This is a genomic window from Methanosarcina acetivorans C2A (assembly GCF_000007345.1).
GTDB classification, from domain to species: domain Archaea; phylum Halobacteriota; class Methanosarcinia; order Methanosarcinales; family Methanosarcinaceae; genus Methanosarcina; species Methanosarcina acetivorans.
This window is the reverse complement of record NC_003552.1, coordinates 4,133,138-4,152,958: the sequence shown is the minus strand read 5'-3', so window position 1 is coordinate 4,152,958 and position 19,821 is coordinate 4,133,138. Positions and strand designations below refer to the sequence as shown.

The following is a 19,821-nucleotide window of genomic DNA, read 5'->3' as shown; positions in this document are numbered from 1 at the left end:
TTCCTGGCTTGAGATTTCTGACTGGATTGCATATTGGAAGGCGAGATTATACGGAACTTCAGTGAAATTTTATATAAAGAAGCGTAAAACCCCTGAGTCTTTAGCTCAGGGGATATAAGCGTCAACTTCAACCCTGATTCCATATATAATATTCTGTGGCTTCTTTACTAACGTTTCCGATGGTAGAAGCAAAATATCCATCGTTCCACAATGTGTTTTCGCCCCTATAATACTTTTCCAGATTATTCTTTTTGTGTTTTCCAAATTCTGTTCGTAGATTCTTGTTTCAGTTTTCGGACAATAGATAGAACACTGACTTTCGTTTCGCTCTTAATTAAGAAATGGATGTGATCTTTGTCAGTTTCCATTTCAAGAATTTCAAAGTTTGACCCTTTTGAAATATCAATCACAATTTGTTTGAGTTCTTCGCTGATTGGTTCAAGTATAGCTTTTCGATATTTGCAAACAAAGATAATATGATACATTAACAGAAATTTGCTATGATTCCTTGTCTCATATTTCATATTTACAAAAAAATATATGAATTGTTAAAGCATATGATCTCTTTGTATGATGAAAGCGTTCAAATTTAGGCTCTATCCTACAACTACACAAGCTGATCAACTCAATCAACATATAGGTAGCTGTAGGTTTGTCTATAATTGGGCACTTGATCAGAAAATTAAAACATACGAACAAACAGGGAAATCAATTTCCAGATTTGACTTAAACAAATTAATTCCAGCTTTGAAGACCTCTAACGAATGGTTAGGAGAAGTCAATTCTCAATCATTACAGGGGATGACTAAGCAGGTTGAGTCTGCTTTCACTCGATTTTTCCGAGAGAAGAATGGATTTCCGAAGTTTAAGTCAAAGAAAAATCCTATCCAGTCTTTTCCCGTACCCCAACACTATTCTGTGAATTTTGAAAACCATACCGTTAAACTTCCTAAAATTGGTGAGATTAAAGCAGTTCTTCACCGAAAATTTGATGGAGAGCTTAAAACAGCTAGGGTATCAAGGACTTGTAAAGGGCATTACTACATCAGCGTCCTTGTTGAAGACGGTAAAGAACTTCCTGAAAAACAGGGATTCTCAGAATCAACAACAGTAGGAATAGATGTGGGTATCAAAGATTTTGCCGTCCTTTCCACAGGAGAAAAGATTGAGAATCCTAAATACCTGAAAAACTCTTTGCAAAGGTTAAAGGTCCTTCAGAAAAGAGTATCAAGGAAACAAAAAGGCTCTAAAAATAGGGCAAAAGCCAGACAGAGGCTTGCTGTACTCCACGACAAAATAACAAATCAGAGGAATGACTTCCAGAACAAACTCTCTTTTAGACTTGTTAGCGAAAACCAAGCTGTAGCTCTGGAAACTCTGAATGTTAAAGGTATGGTTAAAAATCATCATTTGGCACAGGCTATAAGTGATTCTGCATGGAGCAGCTTTGTAACAAAGTTAGAATATAAAGCAGAATGGTTTGGAAAAGGCGTATTAAGGATAGGACAATTTGAACCTTCTTCTAAGCTCTGTAACGTGTGTGGATACCATAATAAAGAGCTTCAGTTAAAAGACAGAGAATGGACTTGTCCTGATTGTAAAACAAAACATGATAGAGACATAAATGCCGCTATCAATATCAAGAAATTCGCTCTCATAGATCAAAATCTAATTGGATTGTAACACCTACGGAACGTGGGGAAGAGCTTGGGGACTTGCCCTCAATAGAGGGAAGAATGAACCAAGAAGCCACTCAGTCTTTAGCTAAGTGGTAGTTCACTATATCTAAAGGGGTAAATGTATAACACTTGCAGTACATATCAGTAACATTCTGAAAACTCCTATCCCGTAATCAAAGTCAGGAAGAGTTCCCATGAAGATGAGTCCACGATGCACCTACTGTTTACTTTCAAGAGTACATTTCCAATCAAAGCTTTCAACGGATGATGAAGATCTTATCAGCAAGACACTTCAGGAGTGCCTTTGCGTCATGAACAAATACTATAACCCTGAGGCGGTATCAGCGTCCGTTGCTACTAAAATTCACAGGAAGTGCTATGAAGTCCTCGAGGACGGTGATCCTTATGAAGTCACAAAAAAGCTCATCAACCAGGCTGCATTAAAGGTTTTGCCCGTAGCAAGAGAAAAAATTTATGAAAACTCTCCTGATGATAGGGAACTCTTCAGGCGAGCGGTGCTTGCGTCTGTTGTTGCCAATTACTTTGATTTCGGAATTATGGGCTTTGATGCCAGCGAAGACAAATTTGAAACGGCTTTTCTAAAACTTTTCGACCACGGACTTGATGTTGACGATACTCCTAAAATGCTGGGGCTCCTTAAGGACGTTGTCTACCTCGCCGACAACTGCGGAGAGATCTTTTTTGATATGATTGTTTTTGACGTGATTAAAAAACTCGGCGGAAATATCACCCTGGTGGTCCGCGGTGGCCCCATTCTTACGGATGTTACCATGAAAGAAGTTAAAGAATTTGAAATCGATAAAAAGGTCGACAGGGTGATGACCACAGGTTCAAACGCCGTGGGGATCCTTATCGAAGAGGCGCCGGTCGAACTGCTTGAAGTAATGAAAGACGCAACCCTTATCATCAGTAAGGGTATGGCCAACTATGAGACCCTCTCCGAGCACAACTTCGGGCCGATCGCCTATCTTCTCCTTACAAAATGCGAATGTGTGGCTGAGGATATGGGGGTTGAACAGGGCTTTTCGGTTGCAAAATTGATGAACTACCCCTGAGTTCGTGCCTGCGGAGACTTGTTTCTGGAATCCGTTTTTTCCCTGGTTTTCGTATTATACTTTTCAGGATTTCCGGCTTCCGGATATTTTCCGGTAACTTTTTATTGAGCGGGGTTCCAAGTTAAATATAGTTAAGGAAAAATACTTTAAGGGCATATAGGATTTTTTGGAAAAATTAAACTGTTTCGAAATACGAACCATCCGGGAATTTATTGATTTTGTCAACCGGATATTTATTAGTTTAAATCCAATTGGATATTTGTTGATTTAAATCCAATTGGATACTTGTTGATTTATAAACAAATTGAAAATTCACAGATATTATAAAAAGTATAGGAGAGATAAAAGATGTGTGAACTCAACATAATTATGCTTCGTGGAGAAGACCGAGAAAAGGTAATGGAGTCTGTGGCAAAGATTCAGGTTGAGGGAAATTCGATTCAGCTCACCGGAATCCTTGGAGATAAAATGACGGTTGAAGGTTCGATCAAGGAGATCAATTTCTCACGTGGGGAAGCCCTTATTCTGTCAAATTGATTTTTTTTCTTTATTTTTCCCGAATTTTACTGTTTTTTGACCTTTTTTGGAGAATTACTTTTATCATTTTCATTATAAGATGTTACGATAAATCTGTTATATGTCCCATATGCACAGTTTCGGGAAAAATGGAAAAACCTCAATTAAAACAATGAGCTCATCCCCAAACCTATTTTATCCCTACATCGGTCAAAATTTCAGAATTATTTTCCTTCCGCGGCTCGATTGACTATTTCAGATTCAAGATTCGGAGAGCCGGTTTTGAGTTTTGGGATAAGCTCCATATGTAACTATAATATTAGAAATTATTTTTTTCTTCGTTCCTAAATGTCGCACCTGCTGAAAGTAAGATCACATTATGGGAATTCAAGATAAATATATAATTAACCCTATAAAATGATGACTATATTAGAGTATAGTATGAATCTTATATACATTAATTATACATTATAGCAGTAAGCTATATTAGTGTAGCAAAGAGTAGAAATTGATACTCTAAAGGTGCTACTTTTAGAGGCCGTCTTATATATTAAATTTGATCCTGGATCGGGATAGACTCAATAATTAAACGAAGATAAAATGAAAAATCTATTTGATTTAATGGGTAAAATTGGAAGCTGGACAACAATTTAACATGAAAGTCCATTAATGAATTGTCAGGTTGGAAGAGTTAAGGAAATCTATTCATAAACTGAAAAATAAGCCTTTTCAAAGGAGCTGCATTTCTTTTTCGTTCTATCCTCAGCCAGTTTATCCTTTTGATTTTAAACCCTGTCATTATAAATTGTGTTATCATGGATGTTCATGGGAGATCTATGTTGAGTTATTTCCTATGATCGTTAACTGTAGCGGGTATTATGAATCCACATTAGTGGGAAAAGCCTGCTCTGAGAGCATAATAAACATAAAAAAATTTGAATGTCTGCCTGGTTGCTGTGTAGATTATTCAAGGGGCTGGTAGATCCGCCATGGTGAGCAACGAATATAAATATAAAAATGAAATCGCAATATATCATCAGCACACCTATAACAAGTGGCTGATTCTCATCTTACTGCTAGTTTCTGTATTCGTAATGATGTTAGTGTCCTTGAACCTGGGGTCTTCGGATATGAGCCTTTCGGATGTCTTCTTTGCTTTCATCGGTCAGGGAGACCCGAAGGAAACTGTGATAATATGGCAGCTCCGAATGGCCAGGGTAGTCGCTGCTTTGCTGACCGGAGCCGGGCTCTCACTGGCAGGGTGCGTGATGCAGAACAACCTGCGCAATCCGCTGGCGGATCCCTATATCCTTGGCATATCCAGCGCTGCGATATTCGGGGCCAATATTGCCATTATAGTATTGGGGGCGGGGTCGGTCATCGGAATCTCGACCGGCGGCAGTGTAGCAATAAACAACCCATATACAGTGACGATTTGTGCCTTCGTCTCTTCCATGTCCGCCATGCTGATCATCCTGACTCTAGCAAAATTGCGAGGGTTCACTCCGGAGGCTATCGTTCTGGCGGGAGTGGCTCTGAGTGCTATATTCTATGCAGGGACGATTATAGTACAATACTTCGCTACAGATATCACACTCTCTGCGGCTATATTCTGGACCTTCGGTGACCTGGGAAGGGTGTCCTGGAAAGAGATCCTGATCTTGAATGTAGTGGTGATGCTCACTACCGCGTACTTTTTCTTCATGCGATGGGACTATAACGCCCTGGCCAACGGGGAGGAGACGGCGAAAAGCCTGGGAGTGAAGACAGAGCGCGTAAGGTTCCTCGGGTTGCTGACAGCCACCCTGGTAACGTCCGTGGCCGTATCCTTCATGGGTATGATAGGTTTCATCGGCCTGATCGGCCCCCAGATCATGAGAAGGATCGTCGGTGAAGATCATCGCTTCCTCATCCCTGCGTCAGCCCTGGCCGGCTCAGCTATATTGCTTGCATCAGACACTCTGGCCAGAATAGTGATCTCCCCCGTGGTCCTGCCTGTAGGCGCTATAACGTCCCTGCTCGGGGGCCCAATGTTTCTATTCATCTTAATGAAAGGAGTGAGAAGAGCATGATGAGTATCAGCGTCAATAACGTCTCATTTCGGTATCCGACCGTCAAGGTCCTTGACGACATATCGTTCGCAGTGGAGCCCGGGGATTGCATGGTTATTCTCGGAAAAAACGGCGTGGGAAAGTCAACATTGCTGAAATGCATTAACAGGATCCTGAAGGTTAATCCCGGAGACATTGAGATAGGCGGTAGCAACATACGCGAGATGGACAACAATGAGCTGGCACAGAAGATCGGATATGTCCTGCAGTCCAGTCAGTTCTCGGATACTACGGTCTTCGATGCCATTTTGTTGGGCAGGAAGCCCTATATCAAATGGGACGTGACAAGTAAAGACCTTGAGATCGCCACGGATGTCCTGATATCCTTGTCCTTGCAGGAATATTCCATGAGAAGGGTCAACGAACTTAGCGGGGGGGAGATGCAGAAGGTAGCTATAGCTCGCGCCCTGACCCAGCAGCCGGATGTCCTGATGTTCGACGAGCCTACCAGCAATCTGGACCTGAAGAACCAGCTGGAAGTTATCAGGCTGATCAAGGACGTGGTGAAGGAGAAACACATTTCGGCCACTGTGACCATGCACGACCTTAACCTGGCATTGCGGTTCGGTAACAAGTTCATCATGATGAAGAGTGGAAAGATTCATGCCATAGGGGGAATGGACGTGTTCACAACTGATAATATATCGAAGGTCTATGATGTGGACGTGACGATAGAGACCTACAACGGCCACCCCGTAGTGATACCTTTAGAGGGTTCCTCTCTAGAGGGATCCTCTCTATAATGATGGGTCAGTAGTGGCCGTTGAGGGGGGCATAGATAGCCCCCACTCGATCGCTGGCATGGAAACTTTGAACAGCCCTGAAAAAGCGATGGAAAATTTTGCCTGCTGTTTAATTAAACGACAGCTGCCGATATCCTCCGTAGTACGCTTCTGACATATCATCGTAAAGGGGCGCGCCCAGAAATTCCGTGCTTATCTCATCGTACTTCTCACCTACATCGATGTCGCTGAACTCTTCAGGATACAGTACCTTGCCTATGTAGTATGCATCGGCCACTGCCGTCTCGATGTTAGTGTAATAGTTATTGTACGGCAACTGCATGTACACGTTTCCGTTATTAAAGGCGCTCAGACCTTTGTAATATTCCGGGAACTCCTCATAATCCGCCTGGACAAGCCCAAGTCCTGCCGAATCAAGTATGATTATTTCAGGGTCCAGCTCAAGCAGGTATTCCTTATCAATGAACGAGAAACCTGTTATTCCCGAGTTAGCACTGTCCTCATCGATTATGTTGCGGGCGTTCACAGCTTTGAACAGGGTGTAGTTGGCGGCAGTGCTCTGAATGCCCTTGGTGGCATAATAGCACACTGCGCCGATGTATACCGTAGGTTTATCTTCGTTCGGGATATTTTCGGTTCGGGCTGCCAGGTCCGCTTTCAGGCTCTCGGAATAATCGATGAGCTCCTCGGCCCGTTCCTCCCTGCCTGTGACCTGTCCTATCAGCCGAAGTGATTGATAGCTTTCCTCGTCGAATACCTCAGCTGGCCCATAACTGAGCGCTACCACGGGTATGCCTGTCTTCTCCTGAAGATCGTTAACATCGGCAATTTCCCAGTTGTACAAGGTGAAGATGACATCCGGCCCGAGGGCTACGAGCTTTTCAGTATCAGGTGCTGCGGTAGGTCCCCCTTCTCCTACGACGGGGAGATCCAGAAGGTCCTGGTTCGCCAGCATGTATGGCCTATTTGTTTTTTATCAGTTCCTTTCCCAAGCCTACATTTACTTTTTTATTATTATTAAATATTACTATTTGTATATAAAGAATTAATAAGTATTTAATAAAGGAATAAGAAAATAGTTGATTGTATGAATTAGCTGGTATATCAACATGCTGAGAAAAACATCGTCCACAATCGTTCAAAGTATGTTGAGAAATGAAATTAAGATCCAGGATGGATATTAACTAAGTTTGTCCTGTTCAAGGGTCTAAATATTACGAAAAAACGGTTTAAGACGGCGAAAAAAGAATTTTTAATTAAGTGTATACTGCTTTCGGCAAGTAACTTGTTTTTTTCAGAATATTTTTATTGATAGTGTTTTTGCTGAAATCAAATTCTCCCAGATACTAAACATTATTGCAAAAATAGTTTATTGTTTATATATGCCGTGAGATCTAAGTTCTATGTTAACCAGTTTCAAACCAATTATCTATTTGTGGAATATCTGAAAAACACAATCAGTAAAAATTCTCCAAATCTAATGTCGACCTGCCGAATATAGGATATATGTAATATTAAATTTATTTTTTGCTGTTACTGTTACTAAATGTCGACCTGCTGAAAGTAAAACAAAGTTATGGAAAGTCAGGATAAATATATAATTAACCCTATTAATTGGTTACTATAGTTGAGTATAGTATACAAAAGTAAAGTATCATAATTATATACAATAATCACATATTATGTTACTAAGCTACATTAATATAGCAAAAGATGTGCGAATGATTAATCTTGTTATTAATCATTTGAAAGTGAAAATAAAAAGGGGATCAGAGGAATAATTCTGGGGAAATCTTTCATAAAGAAACCAAAACAGAAGCTGGAACGAATCGACTTTTTCCAGTCTAAATATAGGCTATCTGATATTTTTTATAAGTCACGGTAAAAAAGGCTTAACTTTTACCAGTCATAGTGGTGGGTTTCTGTAACTTCTCGATAAGAATAAGTTATGCATAAAGAACCGGAATTTTTTCTTTGACCATAATATATGAGGGATACGATGAACAATAAATTAACTCGAATATTGTTGACTTTAATTCTGAGTGGTGCAATCTGCCTTACCCTGTTTGCGGGCAGCGCAGCTGCAGAAGATGAAGTGCATTTTGCTCTTGTGGACCCAAAAGTAGCTGCAAATGAATATTGGACTAATATTTTACTCACAACTGCACCACATAATAATACCACTGACGTTGTATGGATAACTGGCAGTGGCGATACATTGCTCGAAGCCTGGGCTGATGCAGCAAACAATAGTGGGTACACATACGGGATAGGCGGAAACTCTAGCTATCCTTATCAACTCTCCAGCATAAACGGTCCTTTCACAAATTATGAAGGATGGGGAAACAATGATTCAGAAGGTGGTTATGTATGGTGGAAAACGTATGTCAGCGATGGGGGCAATCTAAGCACGTGGAACATTAGTTATTCCCAGACTGGAATTGACCTGAAGGATCATTCCGCCTCCGAGTTCCCCTATTTCGCATTTGTGTGGGGAACCTGGTGTACGTGGCCAAATCCGTGGGGTATGGGTACTAATTTCACGGTATTACCAAGGGACTATTAACCATAATGAGCGCCAGTTGGAAGAGTTTTTTAAACCCCTTCCTTCTTTATTACAATGGGAGCGCGGAGGGTCATGGTGTGCCACGAGGCTGCAGAAAAGATGAGGGTAGACCCCTCGGACTCGCTTTACAGGAAGTGATTCCAAACCACCCATAAGCTGCTTTGGTCAAAAGCCACGGTAGTGAGCATTATGGGAAAAGGCGAGGCTATGACTTCGTCAGGTGTGGGTTAAGGAGCCGAATGAAAATGAACCACTGAAGACGTATCGAAAACGCGATGATGTCGTCAACAGGTGGCGTGACTAACCTGGGATAAGTCTGGAAGATACTCTGTTTACTGACCAGATGGTGACCGGTATATAGGTGGCGGGAACTTAACTCGTGCTTTTCTGTGGAACGTGGGAACCTGCTCATCGATGTAAAGAGAAACCTCCAAGCGGTGGACCCGCAAGGACAAAAGTATCGATGCGATGAACAGGGGCGGAACAATTCGTAGTAGTGATGAAGTGCCTGTAATGGGCATGAAGCGAAGGGATTGTATTATCCAGTTTTGAACCGCGGTCAACCTTGTCTTCAAGGGAGGAACCAATGGACAAAACAAGGCTTTATGGCTGGATAATGGGAGCCGTATGAATCGAGAGATTCACGTACGGATCTGAGAGGGCCTGGGGGTGAAATTCCCCTGGGCTACTTACCAATACCCCGTCCTTCAAAGGCTGTCCGACAATTACTGTTAGTAATAAAATAATATCGTCTGCTGATAAATTGGAACTTTTTTATGAGATTTGTTTTCTATTCCTTATTACTCAAGTCTTAAAGTGAAAAGTTCCATTTATTCCATTTATCTTTCTATTGATCTCGTTTTTATTTGAGTAAATCCATATTTTCTTTAAGTTAACTGCTGTACACACCAAATTAAATTCATTTCTGACTGATTTCAATCCTCTGGTTAAAAATTCTCTAAACAGGCCGTCTCAAAACTAAAGTTAATTCTACAATTGTGTCAAATTTTTTCTACTACAAGGTTAATTCATGTGTAAATTTCTCTAATTTAGGTGGTCTTGTTTTTAAATTCAACGTTGCTCATTATCCAATTGTAGAAATGGTTTGAGTTTTGAGACAGCCTGTAAACCCTAAATTCTCTTTACAGTTTCCAATTGCAGGTTCTACTACCTGCTTTCTTTGTCCATATATTTTCTTAGCTTCTTCTGTTTCCATTTTATCAGCTAATTGTTTTCTTTCTTTTGAAAATTCAGCTATTTTTAAATGCCTAATTCCATCCTTTCTTTTTGTACAATTTTTGCTAAATTTACACTTTTTACATTCAGTTCCCTTATAAAGTCTGTATTTTCTCTTCCTTTCTTTCTCATAACCCTCATACAAAAACTTTAATCTTTGATTTTCGGGGCATATAAACTCATCAATTTCTTCATTATATTCAAAATTACTGATATTGAACCTTAGCTCTTCGACGTTTTCTGTTATTGTTTTAGTTACTTCTTTTTGCTCTGGAATATATGGGTCCAATTTTTTATCATTCAAATAATGAATGTTATTTCCGCTATAGTATCCACTATCTGCACATATCTTAGTACCCTCTTTTAAGAAAACACAATTTTCTTCCACAAGTTCAATCTGTGGTTTCAATTGATAGGTATCAGTTCTATCTTGGCAGATATCATTTGCAACAATAATCCCCTGTTTATGGTCCACTGTTATTTGGGAATTGTATGCCAGTTCAAATACTCCCTTTTTGTTTTTCATAAAACGAGATTCTTTATCAGTCAAGCTTACTTTCTCAATACTGTCTTTTTTAAATTCATCAAGTGCTTCTTCAACTGTGTCTTCGATCTCTTTTTTCCTGTCATTAGAATTATCCTTATTTACTTGTTTTATATACTTCGCAACTACAGCTTTTACTTTGTATTTTCCACTTTTATTCAATTGACCGTAACCACGGCAGTTACCAAAATGTTCATCCTCAAGTTTGTCTACTTCAATACCTTTTTTTAATTCATTGTTTACATATTCTCCAATAACTCTCAAGACCTCTTCCAAAACCACATTATTTTTTGACGCAGAAGCTTTTACCATGGATCCGTCAGTGCTTAACTGCTCAAGACTTGTCAACGGCGGTTAAGAATTCCCCATTTTCGGCGGATTAAAATTCCCCAATTCTCAATCCTTGAGAAAAGTTCGAGGATTGTGAATCATGCTGAAAAAGGAGGATTTATTCTTGATTCGAGATTTAAGTTCACAAAACTTGAGCATTAGTGAAATCGCCAGACAAACCGGTTTTGACAGGAAAACTGTGAGGAAATATCTCCTGCTGAAAACCTTACCTGAACCCCAGAAACGTCCCGGAAGAAAGAGCAAGCTTGATCCATATAAACCTTATATACTTAAAAAGCTTGAAGAAGGCTCCTACACTGCTGCTCGGCTCTATCGGGAAATCAAAGAAATGGGTTTTGATGGAGGAATGACCATCGTCAAGGACTTTGTAAGAAAAGTCCGACCTCAGCAGGGAGTCCCTGCTGTACTCCGCTATGAAACAAAACCAGGTGTACAGGCTCAGGTTGACTGGGCAGAGATGGGAACAGTTGAGGTTGATGGAAAGATAAAGAAACTCTTTTGCTTCAACATGATTCTTGGATATTCCAGGATGAAATATGTTGAATTTACACTGGGCATAGACACTTCCACTCTTATCCAGTGTCATCTGAACGCCTTTGAGTACTTTGGAGGATTTACACAGGAGATTCTCTATGATAACATGAAACAGGTTGTTATCAAAAGAGCCTTAAAATCATCAGATTCTGAATGGAACTCACAGTTTGAGGATTTCTTCAAATGCTTTGGTTTTATTCCACGGTTATGCAGGCCTTACAGGCCTCAGACAAAAGGTAAAATTGAAAAAACGGTAGGCTATGTCAAGAGGGATTTCTTCCTTGGAAGACGATTTACCTCTCTCGAAGACCTGAACGGCCAAGTTCACAGGTGGTTGGAAAGGGTAAATTCAACTGTCCACGGAACAACCTATCAAATCCCCCTTGAACGTTTTAAGGAGGAGAAACTGATCCCTCTGGATCAGGTTCCTCCTTACAAAGTTGTCCATAAGGAGACCAGAAAGGTCTCCAGAGACTGTTATATTTCGTTCCTTGGAAATAAGTATTCTGTTCCTTACAGGTTTGCAGGAAGAACTGCAGAGCTTCAGATTTTTGAAGGAATATTCGAGGTCTATGTTGATTATGAGAAGGTTTGTGAACATGAAATTCTTTCAGGTAATTGTAGGGTTTCCAGAAAAAAGGAACATTTTCAGGGTCTCCTGAGTGAGATTCTTAAAGAGAATTCAAAATGCAAGAAAGAATTACAGATTCCGTTGAAGTTCTCAGGTCCTGAAGTTGAAAAGAGGTCTCTTGACATCTATGAAACATTCAGTGACGGTGATTTTGAATGAACAATTTCAGCTATGAGAGACTTCACAGTAACCTGCAATACCTCAAACTGAATACTATTGAAGAGGTTCTGGACAACTATCTTGAAATTGCTGCAAGAGATAGCAAGACAACAATGGAAGTACTTGATTATCTGTTTGAACAGGAAAAGAAGTACAGAGAAGCTGCTGCAATTGAGAGAAAAATGAAAAGTGCAGCATTTCCTGTGAAAAAGACTCTTGAGGAATTCGATTTTGAATTTCAGAAATCCATTGATAAAAAAGCAATCGAAGACCTTGCAACCTTGAGATTTGTTCATAATTCAGAGAATGTCGTTTTCCTTGGTCCTCCCGGAGTTGGAAAGTCTCATCTTGCAATCGCTCTTGGGATTGAAGTAGCAAAAGCAGGGATTTCGGTTTACTTTACCAATACAGGAAACCTTATCGAGAAGTTGAAAATAGCAAATCGAGAAGGAATGCTTGAAAAGAAACTCAAAGGCTTTATGAAATTTAAAGTTCTGATCATTGATGAAATGGGTTATCTCCCATTTGATGAGGAAGGAGCTCACTGTTTATTTCAGTTGATTTCCAGACGTTATGAAAAGAGTTCGACCATCTTTACGTCAAATAAATCATATGGAGAATGGGGAGAGATATTCAAAGACCAGGTAATAGCGGCTGCTGTACTTGATAGAATTCTCCATCACTGTACTACAATTAACATCAGAGGAGAAAGTTACAGGCTGAAAGAAAGGAAGAAACATGGTATAAAATCAGGAAATATCTACCAGTAATTTCTAACAAGTTTATGAAAAATTGAGTAAAATTTATATCAAAAGATGGGGAAATTTAAACCGACCAATGTGGGGAAAATTAAACCGCTGTTGACAGACTTATTACCCCTAAATCTTTAGCTGCCTTAACTGTGTTTTTGAACAATTCTGTAATCAGTTTTTCATTTTCTTTTCTAAAGTCACTGATTGTTCTAAAATCAGGTTGCAAGTTTTCAGCCAAATACATGTAAACTATATTCTCTCGAACATTGCGAGCTATCGCTCGCGATGATCGAACTTTATCAAGCATCGATTGAATCAAAATCTTACACATTATGCAAGGATGATAAGCAGGGTGTCCAGAACCATCATACCTGGTTTCAAATTCACTAAAATCCATTTCATCCACAAAAGACTCAACTAAATAGCAGATATGATCTGAAGGAATAAGATCTCGGATATCCAGAGGTAAAGTCCAAACTTGATTCTTCAAAGATTTAATGAAAACCATAAACCAAAAAATTAGTGGAATATTATATAATAGTTAATATATTCTAAGCAGAAACCTCAATTACCTAAGGTAATTATCGGACAGCCTCTTCAGGTTGGGGATGAAGTGAACCCTCGCCTCTTTGTTTTTTCTCATTAAATATCTAAATCGTTGCTTTTTTTGTAAAATGAGCTTTTTTTGGCACCGTGGCCATAGGTGGTGCCAGCCGCCTATAGCCTGGATGTGATACGCGTTGAATTGAACAGTTTTAGCCATGACTATGGTCAGATAACTTACCATTTCGTTTTGGTGCCAAAGTATCGATACAATATATTCTACAATAAGCGAATTAAAAAGGATTGCGAGTTGATCTTCAACAACATTTGCAATGAGCAAGGCTACAAGATTCATGCTCTTGAGATTGTGGATGATCACGTTCTAAGATAAAGTTAGGGAAATTCAGGCTAAATATATTATTAATCTTATAAATTGGTTACTATATTGGAGTATAGTATGAATATTATATACATTAATCACACATTATAACAGTAAGCTACATTATTGTAGCAAAAAATAGAAGGTACTACTTTAAGAGCCTGTCTTATATATTAAATTTGATCCTGCAATTGGGATAAACCTGTGCATTTGAACTGAAAAACAGCAGCCTTATGCCCCTAAACGTCTAAATTGAAAATTTAAACAGGATGTTTATTATGCTTGATTTTCTACTTCGAGTGCGTAAGTTCTATCGAATAAGTATTATTTTTTAGGGCTATATATGCTCTAATTTCGGAAAATTTGCGGTCTGACTTTAAAGTTTACTTTGCCCATTCTCTTTGTAGGAACGGTTTGAATTTTAAGACAACCTCATAGATGGAAATTTGTTACTAAAACGATTGATTTTATGACCAACAGTATACAAATTAAGACTAACTGGAAAAGGTTTGAGGAAAGGAAAAATTCTGGAGAGAATCTTTCATAGAGAATCCAAAACAAAGCTGGAACGAATCGATTTATCCCCCCTAAAAACGGACTAATCTGGCATTTTTAATAAATCGCATAAGACTTGACTTTCAGTCCTAGTTGCGGGTTCCCTGAACTTCTCGACAAGAAAAAATTGTGCATAAAGAACCGGAATTTTTTCTTTGACTTCAATATCAGGAGGGATATTACGAACAAAAGATTAACTCAAACATTGTGGGCTTTAATCCTGAGTTGTGCAATCTGCCTTACCCTGCTTGCAGGCAGTGCAGCTGCAGCTGAAGTGCATTTTGCTCTTGTGGATCCAAAAGCAGCTTCGAGTGAGTTTTATTATGAAGAACTAATGAAATCACCACATAACGATACCACTAACGTTGTATGGATAACGGGCAGTGGCGAGACCTTGCTCGACGCCTGGAATGATGCAGCAACCAAAAATGGGTACACATACGAGATGAGCGGAAACTCTATGTATCCTAATCAGCTCTCCACCATAAATGGTCCCTTCACAAATTATGAAGGATGGGGAAATAATGGTACAGGTTTTGTATGGTGGAAGACCTATGTCTGCGATGGGAGCGATCTAGACACGTGGGACAATAGTCTTTCCCAGACTGGAGTAGTCTTGGCAGATCATTCCGCCTCAGAGTACCCCTATTTCGCATTCGTGTGGGGATGTTGGGCTACGTGGCCGTATCCTGATGGTATTTCAGGTTCTCCTTATACAGTATTCCCATCGGACTATTCATGAACGCGGGTTGGAAGAGTTTTCCAAGCTCTTCCTTCTTTATTTCCCGATATTAATATCGTCGAATCATTTTTAGTAACAGGCGGGATCACTCTCAAGGGTTCCCTGGTAATCTATTGACCTGACCCCACATCGCCGGTTCAATGGAAGTGACCACTTAGTTATAAGTTCTTCATTTGATTCAAAAATTCGGAGATACTGTATACTGTAGTTACATAATTATTAAAATTATTAATTAACTATAAAAAGGAGGATAATGATGGCAGACCGAAAAATCATTGCAGCGATAATAATCGTGGCGGTGATCGCCGTAGGTGGGGCGGCCGCATACCTCAGCGGCAGCGTTGCCGGTGACAACGATGAAAAGGAAACTAATGATATAGCCACTGTCACGGAAATCAATAATGGTGGAGAGGATACGGCCACCGTCACGGAGACCAATAATGGTGGAGAGGATATGACCACTGTCACGGAGACCAATAATGGTGGAGAGGATACGGCCACCGTCACGGAAACCAATAATGATGGAGATAATGGTGGAGATACCGAAAATGAAGTGCACTTTGCTCTTGTGGACCCAAAAAAAGCTGCGACTGAAGAATGGACTCAAACTCTCTTAAATGAATCACATAATGATACCACTGATGTTGTATGGATAACGGGCAGTGGCAAGACCTTGCTCGACGCCTGGAAGGATGCAGCAACCAGGAATGGGTACGCATACGCGATAGGTGAAAACCCTTCATATCCTGGTCAGCTCTCCACCATAAATGGTCCTTTCACAAATTATGAGGACTGGGGAAATACTGGTGAAGGTTTTGTATGGTGGAAAACATACGTCTGCGATGGGAGCGATCTAAACACGTGGGACCATAGTCTTTCCCAGACTGGAGTTGTCCTGGCAGATCATTCAGCCTCCGAGTACCCCTATTTCGCATTCGTGTGGGGTGTTTGGGAGACGTGGCCGAATCCGTGGGGCATGGGTTCTGATGCCACGGTATTACCATCAGACTATCAATCGAAATGAACGCTAGTTGGAAGAGTCTTCAAACTTCTTCCAACTTTTTTATTTCCCATATTAATATGGTCGAATCGTTTTTAGTAACAGGTGGTAACAGGCGAGATCATAATCAATGCCAAGTAGCTATTGACCTACACTTCAAGTCACTGATTCAATGAAATCGATAACCTGGATTTTTCCACAATAAATAATCTATGCTAAATTACCAACTAAGTTGGGTTATTTAGTTGACATTATAAAAGTTCACAAAGTTATTCGATGAGACTGTAGTCCAAGTTTGACAGTTTAAGCTTTCATTAGAGGAAAAACCTTGAAATTTGAAAAATATCCCAAAATAAATTTGACAGATTCTAAAAATTGAGGTTAAATTTGACTCATTTCTACTTGGGAATTGGCCTGATATGCTTAAAATGTAAGCTTGGTAATAATTATCGTTGAATACTACAACTCAAAATGTTATAAAATATTAATAAATATTCCTTATGTAACAAATGTCTTATTCATTAATTAGAAAAGGAGGATAATGATGACAGACCGAAAAATCATCGCAGGGATCATAATCTTGGCGATGATCCTCATAGGTGGTATGGCCACATATCTCAGCGGTAGTACTGCCGATGACAAGCATGAAAAGGAGACAATCGGTACGGAGACGATCGGTACGGAGACGATCGATGCGGAGGCGAACGATGCGGAGGCGAACGATGCGGAGACGAACGATGCGGAGACGAACGATAAGGTCACTTTCCTCGTAGAAGACGAAGACGGATTTTATTTCTGGGTGGATGGACGTGGAACCACCCTTCTTGACGCATGGGAAAATGCTGCCGATAACTACAACATACCCTGGAAGCAGGCCTTAGGCGACAATGCATCATGGGGAGATATTGATTTCATGTATGACCTCGGCCCCATCCTTATTGAGGAAGTGGATTTTCAATGGTGGCCTTACTGGGCCTGGTGGATGCCGTATACATGGCGCGATGCCGGCAATGAATGGGCGAGCGATAGCATGATGTACACCAATTCTTCCGAACGTAAATTCTGCTCGATATTTTTTGGAAATAACTCCGAATACAATCATGGTCCTACGGTAAACCCTGACCGTGTAGTCGTCTGGGACCAGAGTTCCGATGGGGTACGTATATTGCTCCAGTCCCCAAGAGGTGTGTACTTCTGGACCAACGGGAAAGGGACTACGGTATACGATGCATGGTCTGACGCTGCAAAATCTTATGATATCTCGTGGAGCAAAAAGAGTGACTATGATGGTATAGATTCCATTTTCGGCATCAAAGGCTCTGACCAGTCTTACTGGAAATTGTACCTGGGTAATGCAGGAGGCAATTGGACAGATTTCTCCGGACAGGCACAGGACAATCTGAGCGCCTACAATGTAGACGACTATGATTGTATGGCTCTGGTCTATGGTAATGGAGACAATGGGCCCGCGGTTGACCCGCCTGCTATATGAGGAGGTTGGCTGTGCCTTCCGTACAGCCCTCTCAACAGGCAGGTTATTTACTTTTGCAGCATCTCCGAATTTGCTGTTATAACCGATAAGGTGGAATCATGGAACTGAAAAAAACATTAGCTATAGCGTTGGTTACGTTGTTATTAATCACGGTGATGGCACCGTGCTGTTCATGTTCGTCCATGGCTCTGGGAGCAAAACCCAAATCACTCACGGAAACAATGGCGCGGTCATCTACCACGACGCTGAACGTTTATGTGATTAACTATGGGACAGATAGCATTGATTGCACCTTATATGTGGATGAAGCCTATAAACCGTGGGTGAAATTAGACCCTTCCTCATTCACTCTGGACAAAAGTGAGAACAGGAAAGTGAACGTAACCATAACCGCTCCCCCTGAAGGTGAAGATATCAATGATTTCGATTTGTCCATCATGGGTTCCTCCGCCGAATCAAATGGCATTCCTTTGAACGCCGGACTGAAGATACCCGTTTCGATCTCACTGACAAATCCTCCTGATTCTCCCACTGAGATAAATGATTCTCCCACTGGGATAAATCTTCCTGATGGAGAAGATGGAAATACATCCTTCACTGAGATTTTAGTAAACATCGCTCTACTATTGTTGATTATTTGTTTATTGTTAATCATCGTTCTATTATGGAAACACATTCAACGCTGAAGTAAAATAAAGATAGTTGTTTCGTTGAAACAAAAAAGAGAAGAAACAATATACAGTAGAGAATTTCGAAAAACCTGCCAAAAATCAAACTTCATTAAATATAATTTCAAATAGTCCGCCAAAATTGAGGACTGTATTAGAAGAAGCTAAATGTAAAAAGCAACCAGCTAAATAATTTCTTAAAAAAATTAAAAAGTATCACTCTAAAAATTTAGAAACACACAGAGTTCACATTTTATTGGTAGAAAGAAAAGGAGCCCTTACAAAATTAATAAAGAAGATGATATGAAAATCAAAAGCTTGGTAAGTTTGATGCTAACTGCGTTATTCGTAGTAAGCTTTTACAGTATGGCAGCCTTGGCCACGGAAGATATAAAAAGCATCGCCATGACCAACTTTTATTTATTTCCCGTTATTACAATTAATCCAGATACACCGATGCGAAACAATGAGCCTTTCTGAAGATATGAGAGTTAATCGATTAAACTAAGTCTAATGATGGTAACACAATTGATAATTTTTTGACAATGAGGTATGAAAATGAAGTACGATCCAGGAGAAACTTGGCGTTCCATTTACCGGGAGAACAAGCGATGCGATGGTTTTAATAATTACTACGACGATGAATCTGCTTCCTACCAGTTCAGTGAAAACCCCTATGTGTGGAAGGATGGAAAGGAACGCTGTCGAACGATCGGGATGCAAAATGATTGGACTGCCCTGGACATAGGAGCCGGAGCAGGGTCAATGACAGTCCCCCTTGCAAAGATATGCAAAAGAGTCACCGCCGTCGAACCTTCGAAGACGATGGCCAGGATCCTGAGCAGCAACCTGAAAAAGGCCGGGCTGGACAACGTGCAAATCATCAATTCACGCTGGGAGGATGCGCCGGAAGAAATCGAAAGGCATGATATTATCATAGCCGCATACTCTCTGATGATCGATGATATTGAGAAAGCTGTACTCAGAATGAACTCTCTTGCACGAAAAAAGGTTTACCTGTACTGGTTTGCTGGCGTGCCGTACTGGGAAAGGCATTGCTTGGACCTGTGGTCCACCATTTATGGATACGAGTACACTCCGTCTCCGAAGGTCGACCTTATCTTCGCCGTTCTATATAAACACGGCATCTATCCGGATGTGGTCAACCTGGATAGCGAGAGACCACCATACGAGCGGGTGATGACCACCGAACAGGCAATGGATGAGCTTAAGGACTCTTTGCATCTGAAGGGCAACGATGAATGGGACGAACTGCTGATGCGATATATCGAGGATAACTATGAAAAGAAAGAAGACGGTTGCTGGTCAAGAGGTGGGTCGTCAAGGATGAGGATCTCGTGGTCACCTCAACCTTGATCACTCTTCCTTTCTTTTATTTTTCTTCCTTAACATTACTTATTAACATTACTTATATAGATTTGTCCTCCGTAACCTAATTCCGTTGCTTCGATGGTTGCACATCTTCTCCTATCTTTTTCATTCAAAATATCATAAAATGTTTTCATTTGCTTTTCAATTTCTTC

16 protein-coding genes and 4 pseudogenes are annotated in these 19,821 nt (G+C 40.4%); 14 read left to right on the top strand and 6 right to left on the bottom strand.

Features of this window, described 5'->3' with window-relative positions; genetic code table 11:
- Nucleotides 1-127: 127 nt before the first annotated feature.
- Nucleotides 128-524: pseudogene (gene tnpA, locus MA_RS17555) on the bottom strand (IS200/IS605 family transposase).
- Nucleotides 525-570: 46 nt separating this feature from the next.
- Here tnpA and tnpB point away from each other — a divergent pair.
- From tnpB to MA_RS17530, 5 genes are all read left to right on the top strand, one after another.
- Nucleotides 571-1,683, top strand: a complete 1,113-nt coding sequence (gene tnpB / locus MA_RS17550; protein WP_011020316.1) for an IS200/IS605 family element RNA-guided endonuclease TnpB — start codon at nt 571-573, stop codon at nt 1,681-1,683.
- 190 nt (nt 1,684-1,873) lie between these two features.
- On the top strand, nt 1,874-2,755 hold the full coding sequence (locus tag MA_RS17545) for a damage-control phosphatase ARMT1 family protein (RefSeq protein ID WP_011023289.1): 882 nt from the start codon (nt 1,874-1,876) through the stop codon (nt 2,753-2,755).
- 348 nt (nt 2,756-3,103) lie between these two features.
- A complete protein-coding gene (locus MA_RS17540) occupies nt 3,104-3,292 on the top strand; it encodes a CooT family nickel-binding protein (protein ID WP_048065683.1) in 189 nt (62 codons plus the stop codon).
- Between the two features lie 968 nt (nt 3,293-4,260).
- Entirely contained in the window at nt 4,261-5,343 is a 1,083-nt protein-coding gene (locus tag MA_RS17535; RefSeq protein ID WP_048065682.1) for a FecCD family ABC transporter permease, read from the top strand.
- Nucleotides 5,340-6,125: an ABC transporter ATP-binding protein gene (locus MA_RS17530; RefSeq protein ID WP_011023287.1), complete on the top strand. Its 786-nt coding sequence runs from the start codon at nt 5,340-5,342 to the stop codon at nt 6,123-6,125. Before MA_RS17535 ends, MA_RS17530 begins: the two co-directional genes overlap by 4 nt.
- Nucleotides 6,126-6,234: 109 nt before the next feature.
- Here MA_RS17530 and MA_RS17525 read toward each other — a convergent pair whose 3' ends face one another.
- Nucleotides 6,235-7,080 (bottom strand): ABC transporter substrate-binding protein, encoded by an 846-nt coding sequence (locus MA_RS17525; protein ID WP_011023286.1) that lies wholly within the window; start codon nt 7,078-7,080, stop codon nt 6,235-6,237.
- Between the two features lie 1,044 nt (nt 7,081-8,124).
- Between MA_RS17525 and MA_RS17520 the strand changes: the two genes are divergently transcribed.
- Nucleotides 8,125-8,691, top strand: coding sequence for a hypothetical protein (locus MA_RS17520; protein ID WP_048065681.1), 567 nt, complete (start codon nt 8,125-8,127; stop codon nt 8,689-8,691).
- Nucleotides 8,692-8,896: 205 nt separating this feature from the next.
- Here the strand turns inward: MA_RS17520 and MA_RS27975 are convergent, their stop codons facing one another.
- From MA_RS27975 to MA_RS25830, 3 genes and pseudogenes are all read right to left on the bottom strand, one after another.
- Entirely contained in the window at nt 8,897-9,103 is a 207-nt protein-coding gene (locus MA_RS27975; protein ID WP_162013092.1) for a hypothetical protein, read from the bottom strand.
- A gap of 392 nt (nt 9,104-9,495) precedes the next feature.
- On the bottom strand, nt 9,496-9,657 hold the full coding sequence (locus MA_RS29675; RefSeq protein ID WP_394295992.1) for a transposase: 162 nt from the start codon (nt 9,655-9,657) through the stop codon (nt 9,496-9,498).
- Nucleotides 9,658-9,817: 160 nt separating this feature from the next.
- A pseudogene (locus MA_RS25830) lies at nt 9,818-10,810 on the bottom strand (transposase); the annotation flags it as partial.
- A 91-nt stretch (nt 10,811-10,901) separates the two neighbouring features.
- On the opposite strand from MA_RS25830, the gene istA reads away from it, so the two are divergent.
- Nucleotides 10,902-12,146: an IS21-like element ISMac9 family transposase gene (gene istA, locus MA_RS17510; RefSeq protein ID WP_011023062.1), complete on the top strand. Its 1,245-nt coding sequence runs from the start codon at nt 10,902-10,904 to the stop codon at nt 12,144-12,146.
- Nucleotides 12,143-12,916, top strand: coding sequence for an IS21-like element ISMac9 family helper ATPase IstB (gene istB, locus MA_RS17505; RefSeq protein ID WP_011023283.1), 774 nt, complete (start codon nt 12,143-12,145; stop codon nt 12,914-12,916). The genes istA and istB overlap by 4 nt, the downstream gene beginning before the upstream one ends.
- Nucleotides 12,917-13,010: 94 nt before the next feature.
- On the opposite strand, the pseudogene MA_RS17500 reads toward istB, so the two are convergent.
- Nucleotides 13,011-13,406, bottom strand: a pseudogene (locus MA_RS17500) (transposase); the annotation flags it as partial.
- A 225-nt stretch (nt 13,407-13,631) separates the two neighbouring features.
- Between MA_RS17500 and MA_RS25825 the strand changes: the two are divergent.
- The 6 genes and pseudogenes from MA_RS25825 to MA_RS17470 form a co-directional block, all read left to right on the top strand.
- A pseudogene (locus MA_RS25825) lies at nt 13,632-13,823 on the top strand (transposase); the annotation flags it as partial.
- Nucleotides 13,824-14,580: 757 nt separating this feature from the next.
- A complete protein-coding gene (locus tag MA_RS17490; RefSeq protein WP_048065679.1) occupies nt 14,581-15,117 on the top strand; it encodes a hypothetical protein in 537 nt (178 codons plus the stop codon).
- Between the two features lie 454 nt (nt 15,118-15,571).
- Nucleotides 15,572-16,141, top strand: coding sequence for a hypothetical protein (locus MA_RS25820; RefSeq protein WP_226990642.1), 570 nt, complete (start codon nt 15,572-15,574; stop codon nt 16,139-16,141).
- A gap of 520 nt (nt 16,142-16,661) precedes the next feature.
- On the top strand, nt 16,662-17,609 hold the full coding sequence (locus MA_RS17480) for a hypothetical protein (protein WP_048065677.1): 948 nt from the start codon (nt 16,662-16,664) through the stop codon (nt 17,607-17,609).
- A gap of 98 nt (nt 17,610-17,707) precedes the next feature.
- The gene (locus MA_RS17475) at nt 17,708-18,295 is read left to right on the top strand and encodes a hypothetical protein (RefSeq protein ID WP_011023278.1); all 588 of its coding nucleotides are present in this window, start codon (nt 17,708-17,710) and stop codon (nt 18,293-18,295) included.
- Nucleotides 18,296-18,835: 540 nt separating this feature from the next.
- Complete coding sequence (locus MA_RS17470) at nt 18,836-19,654, top strand: class I SAM-dependent methyltransferase (protein ID WP_052279195.1); 819 nt, start codon at nt 18,836-18,838, stop codon at nt 19,652-19,654.
- The last annotated feature ends 167 nt before the right edge of the window (nt 19,655-19,821 follow it).